Source organism: Streptomyces sp. NPDC048560 (assembly GCF_040650955.1).
Lineage (GTDB): Bacteria > Actinomycetota > Actinomycetes > Streptomycetales > Streptomycetaceae > Streptomyces.
Genome location: NZ_JBEZIJ010000005.1, coordinates 399,313 through 418,911, shown reverse-complemented (window position 1 = coordinate 418,911; position 19,599 = coordinate 399,313). Strand labels below are relative to the sequence as shown.

The following is a 19,599-nucleotide window of genomic DNA, read 5'->3' as shown; positions in this document are numbered from 1 at the left end:
CCCCGGACCTCGGTGTCCGGGGCCTTGCGCCGTCCCCGGGCAGGAGCCGGGGGACGGCGGGGGAGGGCGGGTAGCGGGCCGTGTCGGTGGTCCTCCGTAGACTGGTCCCGTGACCGAGCAGCCCGACCCCAGCGACAACAGCTTCGACGAGATCGTCGACGCCGAGACCCAGCGCGACCCCGACCTGGCGGTGATCGAGGCCGGGAGCCGCACACTGCGCACCCATGCGGGACCGCCGCAGGGCGCCGAGGTTCCCTCCCGCCCCACCGACCCGGAGATCGACAAGGCACTGCGCGCCGTGGAGCAGGAGCTCGCGGGCCGCTGGGGCGAGACCAAGCTCGAACCTTCGGTGACGCGCATCGCGGCACTGATGGACGTGCTCGGTGAGCCGCAGCGCGCGTACCCCTCCATCCACATCACCGGAACCAACGGCAAGACGAGCACGGCCCGCATGATCGAGGCCCTGCTGAACGCCTTCGAACTGCGCACCGGCCGCTACACCTCGCCGCACGTCCAGTCGATCACCGAGCGGATCAGCGTGGACGGCGCCCCGATCGAGGCCGAGCGCTTCGTCGAGACGTACGACGACATTAAGGCGTACGTCGAGATGGTCGACGCCCAGCAGGACATCCGGCTGTCGTTCTTCGAGGTGCTGACGGGCATGGCGTACGCGGCCTTCGCCGACGCGCCGGTCGACGTCGCGGTCGTCGAGGTCGGCATGGGCGGCACGTGGGACGCGACCAACGTCATCGACGCCGGTGTCGCGGTCGTCACGCCCATCTCACTGGACCACACGGACCGCCTCGGCAACACGCCCGCGGAGATCGCGGGGGAGAAGGCCGGCGTCATCAAGCAGGGCGCCACGGTCATCCTGGCGCAGCAGCCCGTGGACGCCGCTCAGGTGATGCTGAAGAAGGCCGTCGAGGTGGACGCCACCGTCGCCCGCGAGGGCATGGAGTTCGGCATCGTCTCCCGGGAGGTCGCGGTCGGCGGCCAGTTCCTGACCCTGCGCGGCCTCGGTGGCGAGTACGACGGCATCTTCCTCCCGCTGTACGGCGCCCACCAGGCGCACAACGCGGCGGTCGCGCTCTCCGCCGTGGAGGCGTTCTTCGGCATCGGCGCCGAGCAGAGCGGCTCGCTGGACATCGAGGCGGTCCGCAAGGCGTTCGCCTCGGTCGCCTCGCCCGGCCGCCTCGAAGTCGTCCGCAGCAGCCCGACCGTCGTCCTGGACGCCGCCCACAACCCGGCGGGTGCGCGAGCCGCCGCCGAGGGACTGTCGGAGGCGTTCAGCTTCTCCCGGCTCATCGGCGTGGTCGGCACGAGCGGCGACAAGGATGTGCGGGGGCTCCTGGAGGCCTTCGAGCCGATCTTCGCCGAGGTCGTCATCACGCAGAACTCCAGCGGCCGTGCGATGGACGTGGACGAGCTGGCCGGGATCGCCGTCGAGGTCTTCGGCAACGACCGGGTGCAGGTCGAGCCGCGCCTCGACGACGCGCTGGAGGCGGCGATCACCCTGGCCGAGGAAGAGGACGAATACGCGGGAGCGGGCGTCCTCGTGACGGGCTCCGTGATCACGGTCGGCGAGGCCCGGCTGCTTCTGGGAAGGGGCTGACCTGTGCGTATGCTCTGCGCGTCGACGCTGATCGGCGAGTTCTTCGTCATCGGTTTCGCCGGACTGGTGGCCATGAAGTCGGACGGCCTGTCGACGGCCACGGTGTGGACGGTCTGCGGGATCGGCATGGTGCTCTCCGTGCTCCTCTGCGGCCTCATCACCCGCCCGGGCGGCGTACAGCTGGGCTGGGCGTTCCAGATCGCTCTGGTGCTGAGCGGCTTCTTCGTCCCGGCGATGTTCATCCTCGGTCTGGCCTTCGGCGCCCTGTGGTGGGCCTCCGTGCACTACGGGCGCAAGATCGACGAGGCGAAGGCCAGGTGGGCGGCGCAGGAGGCCGCACAGACCCCGGCCGCGGGCTGATGTCCATCGCGTCGTCGCCTGTCGGCGGCGGCGCGTAAACCCGGCCGTCGGCCCGTCCGCGTACCCCTGTAATCTCGCCTCACCGCACCCGTATGCCTGCAAGGAGCCGTACATGACTCAGCGCACCCTCGTCCTTCTCAAGCCCGACGCCGTCCGGCGTGGGCTGATCGGCGAGATCGTCGGCCGTATCGAGCGCAAGGCCGGCTGGCAGATCACCGCGCTGGAGCTGCGCACGCTCGACCAGGAGACGCTGGAGCAGCACTACGGCGAGCACAAGGGCCGTCCGTTCTACGAGCCGCTCGTCGAGTTCATGGCGTCCGGCCCCGTCGTCGCTCTTGTGGCCGAAGGCGAGCGGGTCATCGAGGGCGTCCGCGCCCTCGCCGGTCCGACCGACCCGATCGCCGCCGCGCCCGGCTCGATCCGCGGTGACTTCGGCACGATCACCCGGGAGAACCTCATCCACGCCTCGGACTCCGAGGAGTCCGCAGAGCGAGAACTGAAGCTGTTCTTTCCCGGACTTTCCTGACTTCGGATCAGCCAAACAGCGCTCATGACCTGGGGCGACCGAAGTAATTCGGTCGCCCCTCGGCATAGGGTCAGCGATCGCGGGAACGCATCCTTCCGACGTATCGTCACCATGAGTGGAGCGGGCACCCGTTCCACCCGCATTGGCGAAGGACCGTCGCGCTGTGTCCGTGCTTACGGCACTACGATGGAAGCTTCCACGCCCACAGCGCCAACCTCGCCTACCAAAAACAAGCCAATCGCTTCAATTGGGAAGGCCCGACGCATCCTCATGGGGAACAAGGGGAACTCAATGTCGTTCATCGGCCGTGACATGGCTATCGACCTCGGGACTGCCAACACGCTGGTGTACGTCAGGGGGCGCGGCATCGTCCTCAACGAGCCGTCCGTCGTGGCCATCAACACCAACACGGGCGGCATTCTCGCGGTCGGTTCCGAGGCCAAGAAGATGATCGGCCGCACACCGGGCAACATCGTTGCCGTGCGGCCGCTGAAGGACGGCGTGATCGCCGACTTCGAGATCACGGAGCGGATGCTCCGCTACTTCATCCTCAAGATCCACAAGCGCCGCTATCTGGCCCGCCCGCGGGTCGTCGTCTGTGTGCCCTCCGGCATCACAGGGGTCGAGCGACGCGCCGTCATCGAAGCATCGACGCAGGCCGGCGCGCGTCAGGTGCACATCATCGAGGAGCCCATGGCGGCGGCCATCGGCTCGGGACTGCCGGTCCACGAGGCCACCGGGAACATGGTCGTCGACATCGGTGGCGGCACCACCGAGGTCGCTGTGATCTCGCTCGGCGGAATCGTCACTGCCCAGTCGATCCGGGTCGCCGGTGACGAGCTGGACAACGCGATCATCCAGCACATCAAGAAGGAGTACTCGCTCCTCCTCGGTGAGCGGACCGCCGAACAGATCAAGATCACGATCGGTTCCGCGTACGAGCTGGAGAAGGACGAGCACACCGAGATCCGGGGCCGCGACCTCGTCTCGGGGCTCCCCAAGACGGTCGTCATCTCGGCCACCGAGGTCCGCAAGGCCATCGAGGAGCCGGTCAACGCGATCGTCGACGCGGTGAAGACGACGCTCGACAAGTGCCCGCCGGAGCTCTCCGGCGACGTCATGGACCGGGGCATCGTCCTCACCGGCGGCGGCGCGCTGCTGCGCGGCCTCGACGAGCGGCTCCGCCGGGAGACCGGAATGCCGATCCACATCGCCGAGGACCCGCTCGACTCCGTGGCGCTCGGAGCCGGCAAGTGTGTCGAGGAGTTCGAGGCACTCCAGCAGGTGCTGGACGCCCAGCCGCGCAGGTGACGGATCCCTCGGCCGGCCCCCGCACCCCCACGGGTGCGGGGGCCGGGCGGACGCCGCCGCCCGGTTCGGCACAACGTTGATATACAGGCACGAACATTCCGACGAGGAAGGCACGGCCGCCGCACGTGAGGGACACACGAGAGAGCCGGCTGCTCCTGGTGCTGCTGATCGCCACCGCGTTCGCGCTGATCACGGTGGATATCCGTGGTGGCGAGGAGTCACCGGTCGACGGCGCCCGGCAGGCCGCCGCAACGGTCTTCGGACCGGTCGAGAACGGCGTCGCGGCAGCGGTGGACCCGGTGGGCAACGCCATAGGTGCCGTACGGGACTCCGGTGACCGGCACGACCGGATCGCGGCCCTCGAACACGAGAACGCGGCGCTGAAGGCCAGGCTCGGCAGCGACGACCGCAACCGCAGCAGGGTCCGCCAGCTCGACGCGATGATGAAGAACGCGGGCGCCGGGCAGTACGGCATCAAGGCCGCCGAGGTCATCGCCATAGGAGCGGCCCAGGGCTTCTCCTGGACGATCACCATCGACGCCGGTGCCAACGACGGCCTCAAGCGCGACATGACCGTGCTCAACGGCGAGGGCCTGGTCGGCCGGGTCACCACCGTCGGCCCCGACACCGCGACCGTGCTGCTGGCCAACGACCCCGACTTCACCGTCGGAACCCGGATGGAGAAGACCGACGAGCTCGGCTTCGCCACCGGCCAGGGGTCCAGGCCGCTCTCGGTCCAGTTCCTCAACGGCAAGGCCAAGGTGAAGAGCGGCGACCGCCTCGTCACCTTCGGCTCCAGCAAGGACAAGCCGTTCGTCCCCGGAGTCCCCGTCGGCGAAGTCGTCCGGGTCGACCCGTCCGGCGGCGCCCTGACCCGAACGGTCTACGTGAAGCCGTACGTCGGCTTCACCAAGCTCGACATCGTCGGCATCGTCGTCCAGGCACCGCGCGAGGACCCCCGCGACATGGTCCTGCCCAAGCAGCCGAAGAAGCCCGAGAAGCCCAAGCCCACGCCGACGGTCACGGTCACCCTCCAGCCCAACGGCGACCTCGTCGACGGCAGCGGAAAGGTCGTCGGGAACGTCAACGAGACCGACGAACCCGTGGGGAACGACGCCGCCGACCCCCAGGGGAGCGCCGATCCCGCCGACCCGGCAGGCAACGCCGGCACGGCCGATCCCGCCGGCGACACCGCAACCGACCAGGAGTAGAGCTGATCCCCATGCGCCTCAACCGGACTCTGCTCTCCGTCTCCCTGGTCGTGGTCGCCCTCGTCGTCCAGGTGTCCGTACTCGCCCGGCTCCAGCTTCCCGGAGCCGTCCCCGACCTGCTGCTGCTCGTCGTCGTCGCACTGGCCCTCGTCTACGGGCACGTCAGCGGCGCCCTCATCGGCTTCGGCGCGGGCCTCCTCGCCGACCTGGCACCCCCCGCCGACCACGCGGCGGGGCGCTACGCCCTGGTGCTCTGCCTCATCGGCTACCTCGTGGGCCTGGCCAAGCCGGAGAACGGGCAGCAGCTCAAGTCGGCGTTCGTCCCCATGGCCGTCGTCGTCGCCGCGGCCATCGGATCGACCCTGCTGTACGCGGGCGTCGGCGCCCTCGTCGGAGACACGGCCGCCCGCCATGTGGGCCTGGGCAGTCTGCTGTTCACCGCCGCGGTCTACGACCTGCTCCTCGCGCCGTTCACGGTGCCGCTCATCATGGCGATCGCCAGACGCGCCGACAACGACCCGCTCGCCGAGAGTTCGGGCGGCGGCGGCGACGTCGCCGCGGGCTGGCTCTCCTCGGGCACAGGACTTCGTATCGGCAGCCAGCGCGGCGGACTGCGCGTCAAGGCCGCCCGCAACCGCGCCGCACGCGCCGGCAGGATCAAGGGGGTCAAACGACTGTGAGGCCGGACCAGTACCTGACCACCACCGGGGGCGCCGCATGAGTCCACGCTTCCCGGGGGGCAACCCCCGAACCCCCGGCCGGACCACCACCGGGGGCGCCGCGTGAGCAACATTCCCGAGACCGGACGGACCCAGCGGGTCCAGATCCGCCTCATCGTCATCCAGGTCCTCGTCTTCTCCCTGCTGCTGACACTCGGCGGCCGTCTCTGGTACCTCCAGATCCGCAACGGCCAGGAGTACACCGACGAGGCGAAGAACAACCACGTACAGCAGGTCGTCCAGCCCGCCGTCCGCGGCGCCATCCTCGACGCGCGCGGCGTGCCCCTCGCCGACAACGAGACCCGGCTCGTCGTCTCCGCCAGCCGCACCGAACTGATGAAGATGAAGGACGACGGCGAAGGCGTCCTCACCCGGCTGGCCGAAGTCCTGGACATGAAGCCCAAGGACGTCCTCGACAAGGTCCGCCTCTGCGACTCCAAGACGCCGCAGCCCTGCTGGAACGGCTCGCCCTACCAGCCCATCCCGGTGACGGACGAGGCCACCACGCAGCAGGCCCTCCAGATCCGTGAGCGCGCCGAGGACTTCCCCGGCATCACCGCCGAACCCACCGCCGTACGCCGCTACGCCGCACCCGGCAAGGCCAACACCGCCCAGGTCCTCGGCTACCTCTCGCCGGTCACCGACGAAGAGCTCACCAAGGCCCAGGACAGCGACTCCCCGTACCTCCGCTCCGACCAGGTCGGCCGCTCCGGCCTGGAGCGCACGTACGACAAGGAACTGCGAGGCAAGGCCGGCGTCACCCGCTACGAGGTCGACAACCTCGGCCGGGTCATCGGGCAGGCCGAGAACGACAAGGCCGAGCCCGGTGCGAGCGTCGTCACCTCCATCGACGCGCGGGTCCAGGCCGTCGCCGAGTACGAGCTGAACAAGGCGATGGAAACGGCCCGCAAGGAGATGGACCGCAACACCAACGAGCTCTACAAGGCCGACTCGGGTGCCGTCGTCGTGATGGAGTCCAAGACCGGCCGCATCGTCTCGATGGCCTCCCTGCCCACCTACGACCCCAACGCCTGGGTCGGCGGCATCTCCGGCAAGGACTACGCGAAGCTCACCGGCAAGAAGTCCAACTTCCCGCTGCTGAACCGGGCCATCCAGGGGCAGGCCGCCCCCGGATCCATCTTCAAGGTCGTCTCCTCGACCGCCGCGGTCAACGCCGGCTACCCCTTCGACGGCAACTACCCCTGCCCCAGCTCGTACTCCATCGGCGGACAGGTCTTCAAGAACTTCGAGTCCCAGGGCTACGGCAGCATCAGCCTCGGCCGCGCACTGGAGGTCTCCTGCGACACCGTCTACTACGGACTCGCGCACAAGGAGTGGCAGCGGGACGGCGGCACCCAGCCGAAGAAGAAGGCCAACGACTGGTTCTACAGGACGGCCCATCAGTTCGGTCTGGGCAAGGAGACCGGCATCGACCTCCCCAACGAGGTCACCGGCCGCGTCCCCGACCGCCAGTGGAAGGAGAACTTCTTCCGGCTGAACAAGGAAGGCTGGTGCAAGCAGGGCAAGAAGAACGGCACGTACGTCGAGATGATCGCGTACGAGAACTGCCTCGAAGGCGACAAGATGCGCGCCGGTGACTCCGTCAACTACTCGATCGGGCAGGGCGACACCCTCGTCACCCCGATCCAGATGGCGACCATCTACGCGGCCATCTCCAACGGCGGCACGCTCTACAACCCGACCGTCGGCAAGGCCATCGTCAGCGGTGACGGCAGGACCGTCCGCGAGATCGCACCGAAGTCGCACGGCAGGCTCCCCTTCACGGGAGAGACGCGCGACAAAATAGACGAAGCCCTCGCGGGTGTCGCGACCCGGGGCAGCGCCGCCTGGCGGTTCGGCGGCTGGCCCCAGGACAAGATCCCGATGCACGCCAAGACGGGCACGGCCGAGGTCTACGGCAAGCAGACGACCTCCTGGTTCGCCACGTACACCGAGGACTACTCGATCGTCATGACGATCTCCCAGGGCGGTACGGGTTCCGGCGCGTCCGGGCCCGCCGTGCGCAACATCTACAACGCGCTCTACGGACTCGACGCCGCGGGCAAGCAGGACCCGAAGAAGGCCCTCCTGCTCAAGCCGCAGAAGAACCTGCCCAAGATCCAGCCCGACGGATCGATCGACGCACCGAAGATCAAGCCCTACGTCCCGCTGAAGCCCGTCGAAGAGGGGCAGCAGGCACTCGCCGGAGCACCGGGAAGGCGCGACTGATGGCCGGCTTCTCCGTCTCCCGGTACGCCCCCGAGCAGTCCTCCTGGGCCAGGCTCACCGCCCGCGACTCCCTCGTACGACGGCTCGACTGGCCGCTGCTCGGCTCGGCCGTCGCGCTCTCCCTCATGGGAGCGCTGCTGGTCTGGTCGGCGACCCGCAACCGCGACTCGCTCACCAAGGGCGATCCGTACTACTTCCTCTTCCGGCACGCCCTCAACACCGGCATCGGCATCGCCCTGATGATCGGCACGATCTGGCTCGGCCACCGCACCCTGCGCGGCGCGGTACCGGTCCTGTACGGCCTCTCGGTGGTCCTGGTCCTGGCGGTACTCACCCCGCTCGGCGCCACCGTCAACGGCGCCCACGCCTGGATCATCATCGGCGGCGGCTTCTCCCTCCAGCCCTCCGAGTTCACCAAGATCACGATCATCCTCGGCATGGCGATGCTGCTCGCCGCCCGCGTCGACGCGGGCGACCAGCTGTATCCCGACCACCGGACCGTCGCCAAGTCCCTCGGCCTGGCGGTCATCCCGATAGCGGTCGTCATGCTGATGCCCGACCTCGGCTCCGTCATGGTCATGGCCGTCATCGTCCTCGGCGTGCTCCTCGCCTCCGGCGCGTCCAACCGCTGGGTCTTCGGACTGCTGGGCGCGGGCACCGCGGGAGCCGTCTCGATCTGGCAGCTCGGGCTCCTGGACGACTACCAGATCGCCCGGTTCGCGGCCTTCGCCAATCCGGCGCTCGACCCGGCCGGCGTCGGCTACAACACCAACCAGGCCCGCATCGCGATCGGTTCCGGCGGCCTCTCCGGCACCGGGCTCTTCAAGGGCTCCCAGACCACCGGCCAGTTCGTCCCCGAGCAGCAGACGGACTTCGTCTTCACCGTCGCGGGTGAGGAACTGGGCTTCCTCGGTGCCGGGCTCATCATCGTCCTGCTCGGCGTCGTCCTGTGGCGCGCCTGCCGGATCGCCCGCGAGACGACCGAGCTGTACGGCACGATCGTCGCCGCCGGGATCATCGCCTGGTTCGCCTTCCAGTCCTTCGAGAACATCGGCATGACGCTCGGCATCATGCCGGTCGCCGGACTCCCGCTGCCGTTCGTCTCCTACGGAGGGTCGTCGATGTTCGCCGTCTGGGTGGCGGTCGGACTGCTCCAGTCGATCCGGGTCCAGCGGCCGATAACCGCCTGATCCACGGACGGGCCGCCGCCGCCCCCTGCCAGTCCGGGCGCAAGACGTCTAGATTCGGTATATGGCGGACACGAAGCGCGAGATCGAGCGGAAGTACGAAGCCACTGCCGAAACCCGGCTGCCCGACCTCACCGGGGTGGCCGGGGTCTCGGCCGTCACCCACCACGGCGTCACCGAACTCGACGCCGTCTACTACGACACCGCGGACCTCCGGCTCGCGGCGGACTCCCTCACCCTGCGGCGCAGGACCGGCGGAGCCGACGAGGGGTGGCACCTCAAACTCCCGGTCGCCCCAGGCGTCCGCGACGAGATCCGGGCCCCGCTCGCCGACGCCCTGCCGCACAGCCTCGCCGGACTGCTCCGTTCCAGGGTCCGGGGCGCCGACGTGCTCCCCGTGGTGCGCCTGCTTTCCGCCCGGGACGTCCACCACCTCCTCGACGAGGACGGCGCCTTCCTGGCCGAGCTGAGCGTCGACGAGGTCCTCGCCGAACGGCTCACCGAGCACGGCCGCGGGACCACCGCCGCGTGGACGGAGATCGAGGTGGAGCTCGCGGACGACGGCGACCCCGCCTTCCTCGACGCCGTCGAGAAGCGGCTGCGCAAGGCCGGCGTGCGGCCCTCCGCGTCCGCCTCCAAGCTGGCCAGGGCCCTCACGGACACGGACCCCGCGCAGAGGCGCCGCACACCGGAGAAGAAGCGGGCGAAGCCGGAAGGTGAGCGGGCGAAGCCGGAGAAGAAGCGGACGAAGCGGGAGAGGACACAACCGTCCCCGACCGCGGGCGACCACGTCCTCGCCTACGTCCGCGCCCAGGCCGAGGCCGTGATCGCCTACGACCCCGCAGTGCGCCGCGACCTGCCCGACTCCGTGCACCAGATGCGCGTGGCCACGCGCCGGCTGCGCAGCGCCTTCAAGACGTACCGCAAGATCCTCGACCGCACCGTCACCGACCCCGTCGGCGACGAGCTGAAGTGGCTGGCCTCCGAACTCGGGGTCGACCGCGACCACGAAGTCCTGGCCGAACGCCTCCACGCCCGCGTCGCGGACCTTCCCCGCACCCTGCTCCTGGGCCCCGTGCGCAGCCGCCTGCGCCTCTGGTCGGTGGCACGGCGCACCAGCTCCAGGCACCGCATCGTGGCCGTACTCGACGGGGAGCGGTACCTGGCCCTCCTGAACTCCCTCGACGCACTGCTCGCCGATCCGCCCCTGCTCCCCGCCGCCGCCCGTGAGCCCGGGGACGCGCTGCCCCGTGCCGTGCTCAAGGAATACGAACGCCTCGCCACCCGCGTCGGCCACGCGCTGGCACAGCTGCCCGGCGAGAACCGGGACGTGGCCATGCACGAGGCGCGCAAGGCGGCGAAGCGCGCGCGGTACGCGGGTGAGGCGGCGCGGCCCGCGCTCGGCAAACCCGCCAAGAGGTTCACCAAACGGATGAAGGCCGTGCAGAAGGTCCTCGGTGACCACCAGGACAGCGTGCTCGCCCGTGACGCCCTGCGGGACCTGGCGATCCAGTCCCACGCCGCGGGGGAGACCGCCTTCACCTGGGGACTGCTGTACGGACAGGAGCAGGCGGCCGCGACGGACAGGGAGCGGGAACTGCCGGACATCTGGGCCCGGGCCGCCGAGCCAGGAGTGCGCTCGGCGTTGAAGAGCTGAGCACCGGGGTACGCTGGATGGTCACCCCTGCCAGCTCACGAAGGTCCCCAGATGTCTGCCGAGTCGGTCTTCCCACAGCTCGAAGCTCTGCTCCCGCATGTGCAGAAGCCCATCCAGTACGTCGGCGGTGAGCTCAACTCCACCGTCAAGCCGTGGGACGAATGCGACGTCCGCTGGGCCCTGATGTACCCGGACGCGTACGAGGTCGGGCTGCCCAACCAGGGCGTCATGATCCTGTACGAGGTACTGAACGAGCGCCAGGGCGTCCTCGCCGAGCGCACGTACAGCGTCTGGCCGGACCTCGAAGCGCTCATGCGTGAGCACAAGGTGCCGCAGTTCACCGTGGACAGCCACCGGCCCGTCGGCGCGTTCGACGTCTTCGGGCTGAGCTTCTCCACCGAGCTCGGCTACACCAACATGCTCACCGCCCTGGACCTCGCGGGCATCCCGCTGGAGTCCAAGGACCGCACCGTCGACGACCCGATCGTGCTCGCGGGCGGCCACGCCGCCTTCAACCCCGAGCCGATCGCGGAGTTCATCGACTGCGCGGTCATCGGCGACGGCGAGCAGGCGGTCCTGGAGATCACCGAGATCGTCCGCGCCTGGAAGGCCGAGGGACGCCCCGGCGGACGCGAGGAGGTGCTGTTCCGCCTCGCGAAGACCGGTGGCGTCTACGTCCCGCGCTTCTACGACGTCGAATACCTCCCCGACGGCCGCATCGGCCGTGTCGTACCCAACAAGTCGGGCGTGCCGTGGCGGGTGTCCAAGCACACCGTCATGGACCTCGACGAATGGCCGTACCCGAAGCAGCCCCTCGTCCCCCTCGCCGAGACCGTCCACGAGCGGATGTCCGTCGAGATCTTCCGCGGCTGCACCCGCGGCTGCCGTTTCTGCCAGGCCGGCATGATCACGCGCCCCGTGCGGGAGCGAAGCATCACCGGCATCGGCGAAATGGTCGAGAAGGGCCTCAAGGCGACCGGCTTCGAGGAGGTCGGCCTGCTCTCGCTGTCCTCCGCCGACCACTCCGAGATCGGCGAGATCGCCAAGGGCCTCGCCGACCGGTACACCGAGGACAAGATCGGTCTCTCGCTGCCCTCGACCCGCGTGGACGCCTTCAACGTGGACCTGGCCAACGAGCTGACCCGCAACGGGCGCCGCTCCGGCCTCACGTTCGCCCCCGAGGGCGGCTCCGAGCGGCTGCGCAAGGTCATCAACAAGATGGTCTCGGAGGAGGACCTGATCCGTACGGTCTCCACCGCGTACGGCAACGGCTGGCGCCAGGTGAAGCTGTACTTCATGTGCGGCCTGCCCACCGAGACCGACGAGGACGTCCTCCAGATCGCCGACATGGCGGTCAAGGTGATCGCCAAGGGCCGCGAGGTGTCCGGGCAGAACGACATCCGCTGCACCGTCTCCATCGGCGGCTTCGTCCCCAAGCCGCACACCCCGTTCCAGTGGGCCCCGCAGCTCAGCGCCGAGGAGACCGACGCCCGGCTGAAGAAGCTCCGGGACAGGATCCGCGACGACAAGAAGTACGGCCGCTCGATCGGCTTCCGCTACCACGACGGCAAGCCGGGCATCGTCGAGGGCCTGCTCTCCCGCGGCGACCGCCGCATCGGCTCCGTGATCCGCGCGGTCTACGAGGCCGGCGGCCGGTTCGACGGCTGGCGCGAGCACTTCAGCTACGACCTGTGGATGAGGAGCGCCGAGAAGACGCTGCCCGCCTTCGGCGTGGACGTCGACTGGTACACCACCCGTGAGCGGACGTACGAGGAGGTCCTGCCCTGGGACCACCTGGACTCCGGTCTCGACAAGGACTGGCTCTGGGAGGACTGGCAGGACTCGCTCGACGAGACCGAGGTCGAGGACTGCCGCTGGACGCCGTGCTTCGACTGCGGCGTGTGCCCCCAGATGGACACGAGCATCCAGATCGGCCCGACCGGCAAGAAGCTGCTGCCGCTCACGGTCGTGAAGTAGTCGCACACCGCGTCCGAGTGACAACTCGGTGACGAAGGCCCGGTTCCGTAAACCACGGACCGGGCCTTCGCGTCATCCCCGGCATGGACCAGGAAGCGCAGCCCACCCCGTACGGAAAGCACCAGGCGCCCGCGCGGTACGAACCCGGCGACGGCTGCCTGACCACCCTGATCAGGATCCCGGTACGGATCGTGGTGCTGGTGCTCGTCCTGCCCGTACGCATGGTGTGGGACGTCCTCGTCGCAGGCGGCCGGGGAGTGGACCGTGTGCTGCTGCGCCCGCTCGGCAGGGGACTGGGCCGGCTCTTTCACGTACTCGTCGCCGTTCCGGCCGGGTGGCTGTACCGCGCCGTCCTCACCCCGCTGGGCCACACCCTGCTGTGGCTCGCGACCGCCGTCCTCGTATGGCCGTGGATCGGACTGTGGCGTTACGTCGTCGTCCCCGTGGTCCGGTACGGCATCCTCGTCCCGCTCGGCTGGTTCTACGCGGCGATCCTCACTCCGGTGGGCCACGGCCTCGGATGGATCGGCCGCACGCTGCTCGCGCCCGGGGGACGGGCGGTCGTCCTCGCGCTGAAGTGGGTGCTGACGGCGCTGTTCGTGTGGCCGGTGGTGGGCGTGTGGACGTACGTCCTCACCCCGCTCGGCCACGCGCTCGCGTGGACGGCGCGGAACCTGGTCGCCCTGCCACTTGTCCGGGCCTACCGGCAGCTGCTCACACCGCTCGGCCACGGCATCGTGTGGCTGCTCACCGTCCTGCTCGTCGTCCCCGTCGTCTGGGTGTACCGGCGAATCCTCGCCCCGGTCGGCCGCGAACTCCTCGCCGCGCTCGCCATGGCCTGGCGGATCGCCGGGTTCATCTCGCGCGCCATCGGCCGTGCGCTGGCCTGGCTGGCCTGGAATCTCGTCGGCGCGCCGGTGACCTGGGCCTATCGCACGGTGTGTACTCCGGTCGGTCATTTCGTACGGGACCGGTTCCTGGCACCCGCCCGGCGGATGGCCCTGGAGGCCGGACGCGCGGCGCGGGGGACGCTGGCCGCGGCACGCGAAACCGTGCGACAGGCCCGCCGTGACGCGTGGAGAGCGCTGGTGGGAGAGCGACGGGCCGCCGAGCCCCGGGAACTCGATGGGTCCGCTGCGCGTAGGCTGGGTAGTGAGCACCATGCAACGACTGACCCCAGCGCGGCGCCCGCACCCGAGATCTCCCCGCTGACGGCTGAAGCCGTCAAGCGGGGGTGAGCCGGAGCGGACACCCCGGGGCCCCCATACTTCGTGGGCGGTACGCCACCGCGTCCGCCCCGCACCGAGGAGAAGAACCACTGGGCAAGCGACAGCCCGAAGGCCCGCCGCCCGCACCGGCGGTGCAGCGCATCCGACTGCGCTACACCAAGCGGGGCCGCCTCCGGTTCACCAGCCACCGAGACTTCCAGCGTGCCTTCGAGCGGGCGCTGCGCCGCTCCGAGGTGCCCATGGCCTACTCGGCGGGCTTCACCCCCCACCCGAAGGTCTCGTACGCCAATGCCGCACCCACCGGCACGGGCAGCGAGGCCGAGTTCCTGGAGATCGCGCTCACCGAGGCGCGTGACCCGGACACCCTGCGGGAACTGCTCAACGAGTCGCTTCCCGACGGCCTGGACGTCACCGACGCGGTGGAGGCCCGTACCTCCGGTCTCGCCGACCGGCTGACCGCCTCCGTATGGGAGATGCGCCTCGACGGCGTGAGTGTCGAGGACACGGCGAAGGCCGTTTCCGCCTTCATGGCGGCCGAGGCCGTAGAGGTCCAGCGCCGTGCGAAGAACGGGATGCGTACCTTCGACGCCCGCGCGGCCGTCGCCGACCTGCAGGCTCTTGATCCACCGGCTGATAGGCCCGGGGACAAGCCCTGTGCGATACTGCGGCTGGTTGTTCGGCACGTGACACCTGCCGTGCGACCCGACGACGTCCTGTCCGGTCTCCGCGTTGTGGCCGACCTCGCGCCGCCGGTCCCCGCAGCGGTGACCAGGCTGGCGCAGGGGCTCTTCGACGAGGAGTCCGGCACGGTGACCGACCCGCTCGCGCCCGACCGCGAGGCAGCCCCGACCGCTACGTCAGCGGTCGCCCCGGCCGCCGTCGCGACGGCGCCGGAAGGTGCAGGTTCCGCGTAAGGCGGTCGTTGTAGCGCGGCCCTGCGACCCGGGAACCACCTGGGTCGGGCCGCGAACTGACCAGAAGACTTTCGCCAGGCCGTCCGCATACCGCGTACGGAACCGGCGAGCCAGACATCAGCTCCCGTGCGGCGCCCGCGCCCCGGACGGCGGTATCGCGCACAACACGCGAACCGTGCCGGACCGGAATCAGGCGCGGCGCCCGGGAGCGTGACGGGAGAACCGCCCGCAATGCTTGAGCCGACCGAACCCGGAACCAACGGGAACACCGAAGACAGCAACAGCCCCGGGGACAAGCTGCCGCCGCGCCGCAGGCGCCGCGCCGCCTCACGTCCCGCGGGCCCGCCGACTGGCGCGCCGGGAGCGGCCGCCGATGACGTCGCGCCGGCCATACCGGCCGATGACGCCGCGCAGCCCGAGACCACCGGCACGGCCGACGCCGCACCCCCGCGTGCCCGTCGCCGTGCGGTCCGCAAGGCGACCGCTCCGGCGGGTGCGCCTGACGCGACCCCCCAGCCTGCAGAGACTCCTGCGGCTACCGCGGCCGTAGAGGCCGAGGCCCCTGTGACGGCCGAGGCAGCCGAGCCCGCCGAGGCCGAGGCGTCCGCCGCCCCGCCGCGTGCGCGCCGCCGTGCGGTCCGTAAGGCCACGGCCCCGGCCGGTGCGCCTCAGACCGCCGCCGAATCCGTGACCGAGCCCGTGGCCGAGCCGGCCGCCGAGCCCGCAGGGGACGTCACCGAAGCAACAGAGGCAACCGAGGCCCCCGCGGCCCCGCGCGGCCGTCGTCGTGCCGTGCGCAAGGCGACCGCTCCGGCGGGCGCCCCGCAGTCCGCCGAGACCGCCGCCGTCGTGGAGGAGCCCGTAGTCGCCGCCGCTCCCGCCGAGGAGCCGGCGGCCGCACCGGTCGTCGAGGCCCCGCGTGGCCGCACCCGGCGCCGTGCGTCGGCCCCGGCCGGCGCACCGCAGGCCGAGGCGCCCGCCGAGCCCGAGGTGGTCGTGGAGCCGGCCGCGGAGGCCACCGGTACGGCCGAGGCCGCCGAGGCGGCTCCGGCCGAGGCCGCGCCCCCGGCGCGTACCCGCCGCCGTGCCGTCCGCAAGGCGACCGCTCCGGCGGCCGCCCCCCAGCCCGCCGGGACCCCCGCGGTCGAGGAGGACGTCGTCGAGACCGGCGAGACGCCTCCCGAGGCCGTGGCCGAGGAGCTCGCCGCCGAGCCCGAGCAGATCGAGGAGGCCGCCCCGCGCGGCCGCCAGCGCCGCCGGGCCACCGCTGCGGCCGGCCGGCCGGAGTTCACCGGCAAGGTCGAGGAGCCCGCTCGCAAGAGCCGGCGCGCGACGCGCCCGGCCGTGGCCGTCTTCCAGGCCCCCGTCTTCGCCGAGCCGATGTTCCAGACCCCGGAGACCGCCGCAGCCGCCGCTGCCGCAGCCGTTCCCGCTTCGGAGCAGGACGAGGTCGAGGAGGCCGAGCAGGCCCCCGCGGCCGAGCCCGCAGCCGAGGCGGTGGAGCCGCAGCCGGAGCCCGAGGCCGCGCCGCAGGGCGGTTCGCGCCGCCGTCGCCGCCGCCGTGGGGAGGCCGCCGAGGCCGAGCCGGCCGCCACCACCGGTCCCATCGGCCTTCCGGTCGAGGAGACCGTGGAGGACGAGCAGGAGCCCGAGGCCGAGACGGACGCCGAGCACGAGGGCGAGGAGACGGACGAGTACGGGGACCGTCCTTCGCGCCGTCGCCGTCGTGGTGGCCGTCGCCGCCGTCGCGGTGAGAGCAACGACCTGGACGACGCCGAGCACGGCGACGAGGCCCCCGCGGACCGTACCGAGGACGAGGCCGAGCGCACCCAGGCGCACGACGACCACGAGGATGACGACGAGGACAACGACTCGGCGTCCGGCTCCAGCAGCAGCCGTCGTCGCCGTCGCCGTCGCCGTCGCAGCGGTGAGTCCGCCGCCGAGGCCGACAACGGCACGGACGACCCGGAGCGTACGGTCGTCAAGGTTCGCGAGCCGCGTGAACGGCGTGCGAAGGAAGCAGCCGAGCGCGAGCCCGGCACCGGCTTCGACGAGGTCCAGTCCATCAAGGGCTCGACCCGTATGGAGGCCAAGAAGCAGCGCCGCCGCGAAGGCCGCGAGCAGGGCCGCCGCCGGGTGCCGATCATCACCGAGGCGGAGTTCCTGGCGCGCCGCGAGGCCGTCGAGCGGGTGATGGTCGTCCGTCAGAGCGGCGAGCGCACCCAGATCGGCGTTCTCGAGGACAACGTGCTCGTCGAGCACTACGTCAACAAGGAGCAGGCCACCAGCTATGTCGGCAACGTCTACCTGGGCAAGGTGCAGAACGTACTGCCGTCCATGGAGGCCGCGTTCGTCGACATCGGCAAGGGACGCAACGCCGTCCTGTACGCCGGTGAGGTGAACTTCGAGGCGCTCGGCATGGCCCACGGGCCGCGCCGCATCGAGACCGCTCTGAAGTCCGGCCAGTCGGTCCTCGTCCAGGTGACGAAGGACCCGATCGGCCACAAGGGCGCCCGCCTGACCAGCCAGGTCTCGCTGCCCGGCCGCTACCTGGTCTACGTGCCCGAGGGCTCGATGACCGGAATCAGCCGCAAGCTGCCCGACACCGAGCGCTCCCGGCTGAAGACCATCCTCAAGAAGATCGTTCCCGAGGACGCGGGCGTCATCGTGCGCACCGCGGCCGAGGGCGCGAGCGAGGACGAGCTGCGCCGTGACGTCGAGCGGCTGCAGGAGCAGTGGGAGGACATCCAGCGGAAGTCGAAGAACAGCGGCAGCTCCAACGCGCCGACGCTGCTCTACGGCGAGCCGGACATGACGGTCCGCGTGGTCCGCGACATCTTCAACGAGGACTTCTCGAAGGTCATCGTCAGCGGTGACGAGGCGTGGGACACGATCCACGGCTATGTCTCGCAGGTGGCACCGGACCTGACGGACCGGCTGTCGCGCTGGACCTCCGAGGTGGACGTCTTCGCGACGTACCGGATCGACGAGCAGCTGATGAAGGCGCTGGACCGCAAGGTCTACCTGCCGAGCGGCGGTTCGCTGGTGATCGACAAGACCGAGGCGATGGTCGTCGTCGACGTCAACACCGGGAAGTTCACCGGGCAGGGCGGAAACCTCGAGGAGACCGTCACCAAGAACAACCTGGAGGCGGCCGAGGAGATCGTGCGTCAGCTGCGGCTGCGCGACCTCGGTGGCATCGTCGTCGTCGACTTCATCGACATGGTGCTGGAGTCCAACCGGGACCTCGTGCTGCGGCGTCTGCTGGAGTGCCTGGGCCGCGACCGTACGAAGCACCAGGTCGCCGAGGTCACGTCGCTGGGCCTTGTCCAGATGACCCGCAAGCGGGTCGGCCAGGGTCTGCTGGAGTCCTTCTCCGAGACCTGTGTCCACTGCAACGGGCGCGGGGTCATCGTCCACATGGAGCAGCCGACCTCGGTCGGCGGCGGTGGCGGCAAGCGCGCCAAGAAGCGCCGTGGCGGCGTGGACCAGGTGCACGAGCACGACCACGAGCAGGCCGACGAGCACGAGACCGAGAGCGAGGCCGAGGTGGCGGCGGAGGTCGCCGCCCCGGTGGCGCTGCCCGAGCCGGAGTTCGTCCCCGACGAGGAGCTCTACAGCAGCCCGGCCGAGGCCGAGGCGGCTGCCGGGCGGCGTGGCCGCCGTCGTGCGACCCGCAAGGTGTCGGCTCCGGCCGGTGCCCCGAGGGGTACGGCCGAGCGGGTGACGGCACCCGAGCCGGTGGCGGAGCCCGCTCCGGCCGTCGAGCCCGAGCCCGTCGTGGAGCCCGAGCCCGTCGTCGAGACCCCGGTCGCCGCTCCGGCCGCCGAGGCCGAGGCGCCGGTCCAGGGCCGTACGCGTCGCCGTGCGACCCGCAAGGCGACCGCGCCCGCGGGTTCGCCGAAGCCGGCCGAGACGGTGGAGCCGGTCGCCGAGGAGGACCCCGTCGTCGGGTCGCCCGTCGTCTCGGTCCCGGTCGCCGAGGCACCGGTCGTCGAGGCGCCGGAGGCAGAGGCTCCCGCTCCGGTCGCGGCGCCGCGTGCGCGGCGTCGTGCCACCCGTAAGGCGACCGCCCCCGCGGGCTCGCCCGCGGGCGCCGAGCAGGCGGAGGTCGTCGTGGTGACGGCCGAGCCCGCATCCGCTGCCGAAGCCGTGTCCGACGCCCCGGAGACGGAGACGGAAGCGGAGGCGCCGGCCAAGAAGACGGCCCGCAAGGCCGCCGCCAAGAAGGCTCCGGCCAAGAAGGCGGCAGCCAAGAAGACGGTCGCCAAGAAGACCGCCGCGAAGAAGACGACGACGAAGAAGGCCGCCTCGAAGAAGACGGTGGCCGCCGAGCAGTCGTCGCCCTCCGTGACGGCTTCGGCCCCGGTCTCCTCGGTCGACTCCGAGTAGGTCAACTGCGCACGCCTCACCGGTCGTGCGACAACACGTGCCCCGCCACAGGACTCCTGGGGCGGGGCACGTGCTTTGTTTCCGAACCGATGCGCCGGCCGGTTAACGGGCCAGAAATGGCACCAGAAATCCCTGATAATGTGACGGCGGTTGCTGTGCTGTGAGAATCCTCTTCATGGAAACTACACACGGTGACCGGGTGCCCGGCGAAGGACAGGCCGGCCCCGGATTCCTCGGCAGGGCGTCGGCATTCCGCCGGTGGGGTTAAGCGCGGC

The 19,599-nt window shown here is 70.7% G+C and carries 13 protein-coding genes; all 13 read left to right on the top strand.

Going from position 1 to position 19,599, the window contains the following annotated elements; translation table 11 throughout:
* Positions 1 to 109 precede the first annotated feature (109 nt).
* The 13 genes from AB0C82_RS16875 to AB0C82_RS16815 all read left to right on the top strand — a co-directional run bounded on the left by AB0C82_RS16875 (position 110) and on the right by AB0C82_RS16815 (position 19,324).
* Positions 110 to 1,612 (top strand): folylpolyglutamate synthase/dihydrofolate synthase family protein, encoded by a 1,503-nt coding sequence (locus AB0C82_RS16875; RefSeq protein WP_362841902.1) that lies wholly within the window; start codon positions 110 to 112, stop codon positions 1,610 to 1,612.
* Between the two features lie 3 nt (positions 1,613 to 1,615).
* Positions 1,616 to 1,972, top strand: a complete 357-nt coding sequence (locus AB0C82_RS16870; RefSeq protein ID WP_362841899.1) for a DUF4233 domain-containing protein — start codon at positions 1,616 to 1,618, stop codon at positions 1,970 to 1,972.
* A 112-nt stretch (positions 1,973 to 2,084) separates the two neighbouring features.
* Positions 2,085 to 2,498 (top strand): nucleoside-diphosphate kinase, encoded by a 414-nt coding sequence (gene ndk / locus AB0C82_RS16865; protein WP_266930635.1) that lies wholly within the window; start codon positions 2,085 to 2,087, stop codon positions 2,496 to 2,498.
* A 291-nt stretch (positions 2,499 to 2,789) separates the two neighbouring features.
* A complete protein-coding gene (locus AB0C82_RS16860; protein ID WP_362841896.1) occupies positions 2,790 to 3,809 on the top strand; it encodes a rod shape-determining protein in 1,020 nt (339 codons plus the stop codon).
* 125 nt (positions 3,810 to 3,934) lie between these two features.
* Positions 3,935 to 5,020 (top strand): rod shape-determining protein MreC, encoded by a 1,086-nt coding sequence (gene mreC / locus AB0C82_RS16855; RefSeq protein WP_362841893.1) that lies wholly within the window; start codon positions 3,935 to 3,937, stop codon positions 5,018 to 5,020.
* A gap of 11 nt (positions 5,021 to 5,031) precedes the next feature.
* Entirely contained in the window at positions 5,032 to 5,700 is a 669-nt protein-coding gene (mreD, locus tag AB0C82_RS16850; protein ID WP_362841890.1) for a rod shape-determining protein MreD, read from the top strand.
* Positions 5,701 to 5,802: 102 nt separating this feature from the next.
* The gene (mrdA, locus tag AB0C82_RS16845; protein WP_362841887.1) at positions 5,803 to 7,968 is read left to right on the top strand and encodes a penicillin-binding protein 2; all 2,166 of its coding nucleotides are present in this window, start codon (positions 5,803 to 5,805) and stop codon (positions 7,966 to 7,968) included.
* Positions 7,968 to 9,158 (top strand): rod shape-determining protein RodA, encoded by a 1,191-nt coding sequence (rodA, locus tag AB0C82_RS16840; RefSeq protein ID WP_362841884.1) that lies wholly within the window; start codon positions 7,968 to 7,970, stop codon positions 9,156 to 9,158. Before mrdA ends, rodA begins: the two co-directional genes overlap by 1 nt.
* Before the next feature lie 61 nt (positions 9,159 to 9,219).
* Entirely contained in the window at positions 9,220 to 10,812 is a 1,593-nt protein-coding gene (locus AB0C82_RS16835; protein ID WP_362841881.1) for a CYTH and CHAD domain-containing protein, read from the top strand.
* Positions 10,813 to 10,863: 51 nt separating this feature from the next.
* Positions 10,864 to 12,789, top strand: coding sequence for a TIGR03960 family B12-binding radical SAM protein (locus AB0C82_RS16830; protein ID WP_362841878.1), 1,926 nt, complete (start codon positions 10,864 to 10,866; stop codon positions 12,787 to 12,789).
* 83 nt (positions 12,790 to 12,872) lie between these two features.
* A complete protein-coding gene (locus AB0C82_RS16825) occupies positions 12,873 to 14,027 on the top strand; it encodes a hypothetical protein (protein ID WP_362841875.1) in 1,155 nt (384 codons plus the stop codon).
* 122 nt (positions 14,028 to 14,149) lie between these two features.
* Positions 14,150 to 14,932 carry a TIGR03936 family radical SAM-associated protein gene (locus tag AB0C82_RS16820; RefSeq protein ID WP_362841872.1) on the top strand — a complete coding sequence of 261 codons (783 nt, stop codon included), beginning with the start codon at positions 14,150 to 14,152 and terminating at the stop codon, positions 14,930 to 14,932.
* Between the two features lie 231 nt (positions 14,933 to 15,163).
* Complete coding sequence (locus AB0C82_RS16815) at positions 15,164 to 19,324, top strand: Rne/Rng family ribonuclease (RefSeq protein ID WP_362841869.1); 4,161 nt, start codon at positions 15,164 to 15,166, stop codon at positions 19,322 to 19,324.
* Positions 19,325 to 19,599: the final 275 nt, after the last annotated feature.

Coding starts and splice junctions, on each gene's coding strand:
- ndk (WP_266930635.1), top strand. CDS start 2,085: ATGACTCAGCGCACCCTCGTCCTTCTCAAGCCCGACGCCGTCCGGCGT.
- AB0C82_RS16860 (WP_362841896.1), top strand. CDS start 2,790: ATGTCGTTCATCGGCCGTGACATGGCTATCGACCTCGGGACTGCCAAC.
- mreD (WP_362841890.1), top strand. CDS start 5,032: ATGCGCCTCAACCGGACTCTGCTCTCCGTCTCCCTGGTCGTGGTCGCC.
- rodA (WP_362841884.1), top strand. CDS start 7,968: ATGGCCGGCTTCTCCGTCTCCCGGTACGCCCCCGAGCAGTCCTCCTGG.
- AB0C82_RS16835 (WP_362841881.1), top strand. CDS start 9,220: ATGGCGGACACGAAGCGCGAGATCGAGCGGAAGTACGAAGCCACTGCC.
- AB0C82_RS16830 (WP_362841878.1), top strand. CDS start 10,864: ATGTCTGCCGAGTCGGTCTTCCCACAGCTCGAAGCTCTGCTCCCGCAT.
- AB0C82_RS16825 (WP_362841875.1), top strand. CDS start 12,873: ATGGACCAGGAAGCGCAGCCCACCCCGTACGGAAAGCACCAGGCGCCC.
- AB0C82_RS16815 (WP_362841869.1), top strand. CDS start 15,164: ATGCTTGAGCCGACCGAACCCGGAACCAACGGGAACACCGAAGACAGC.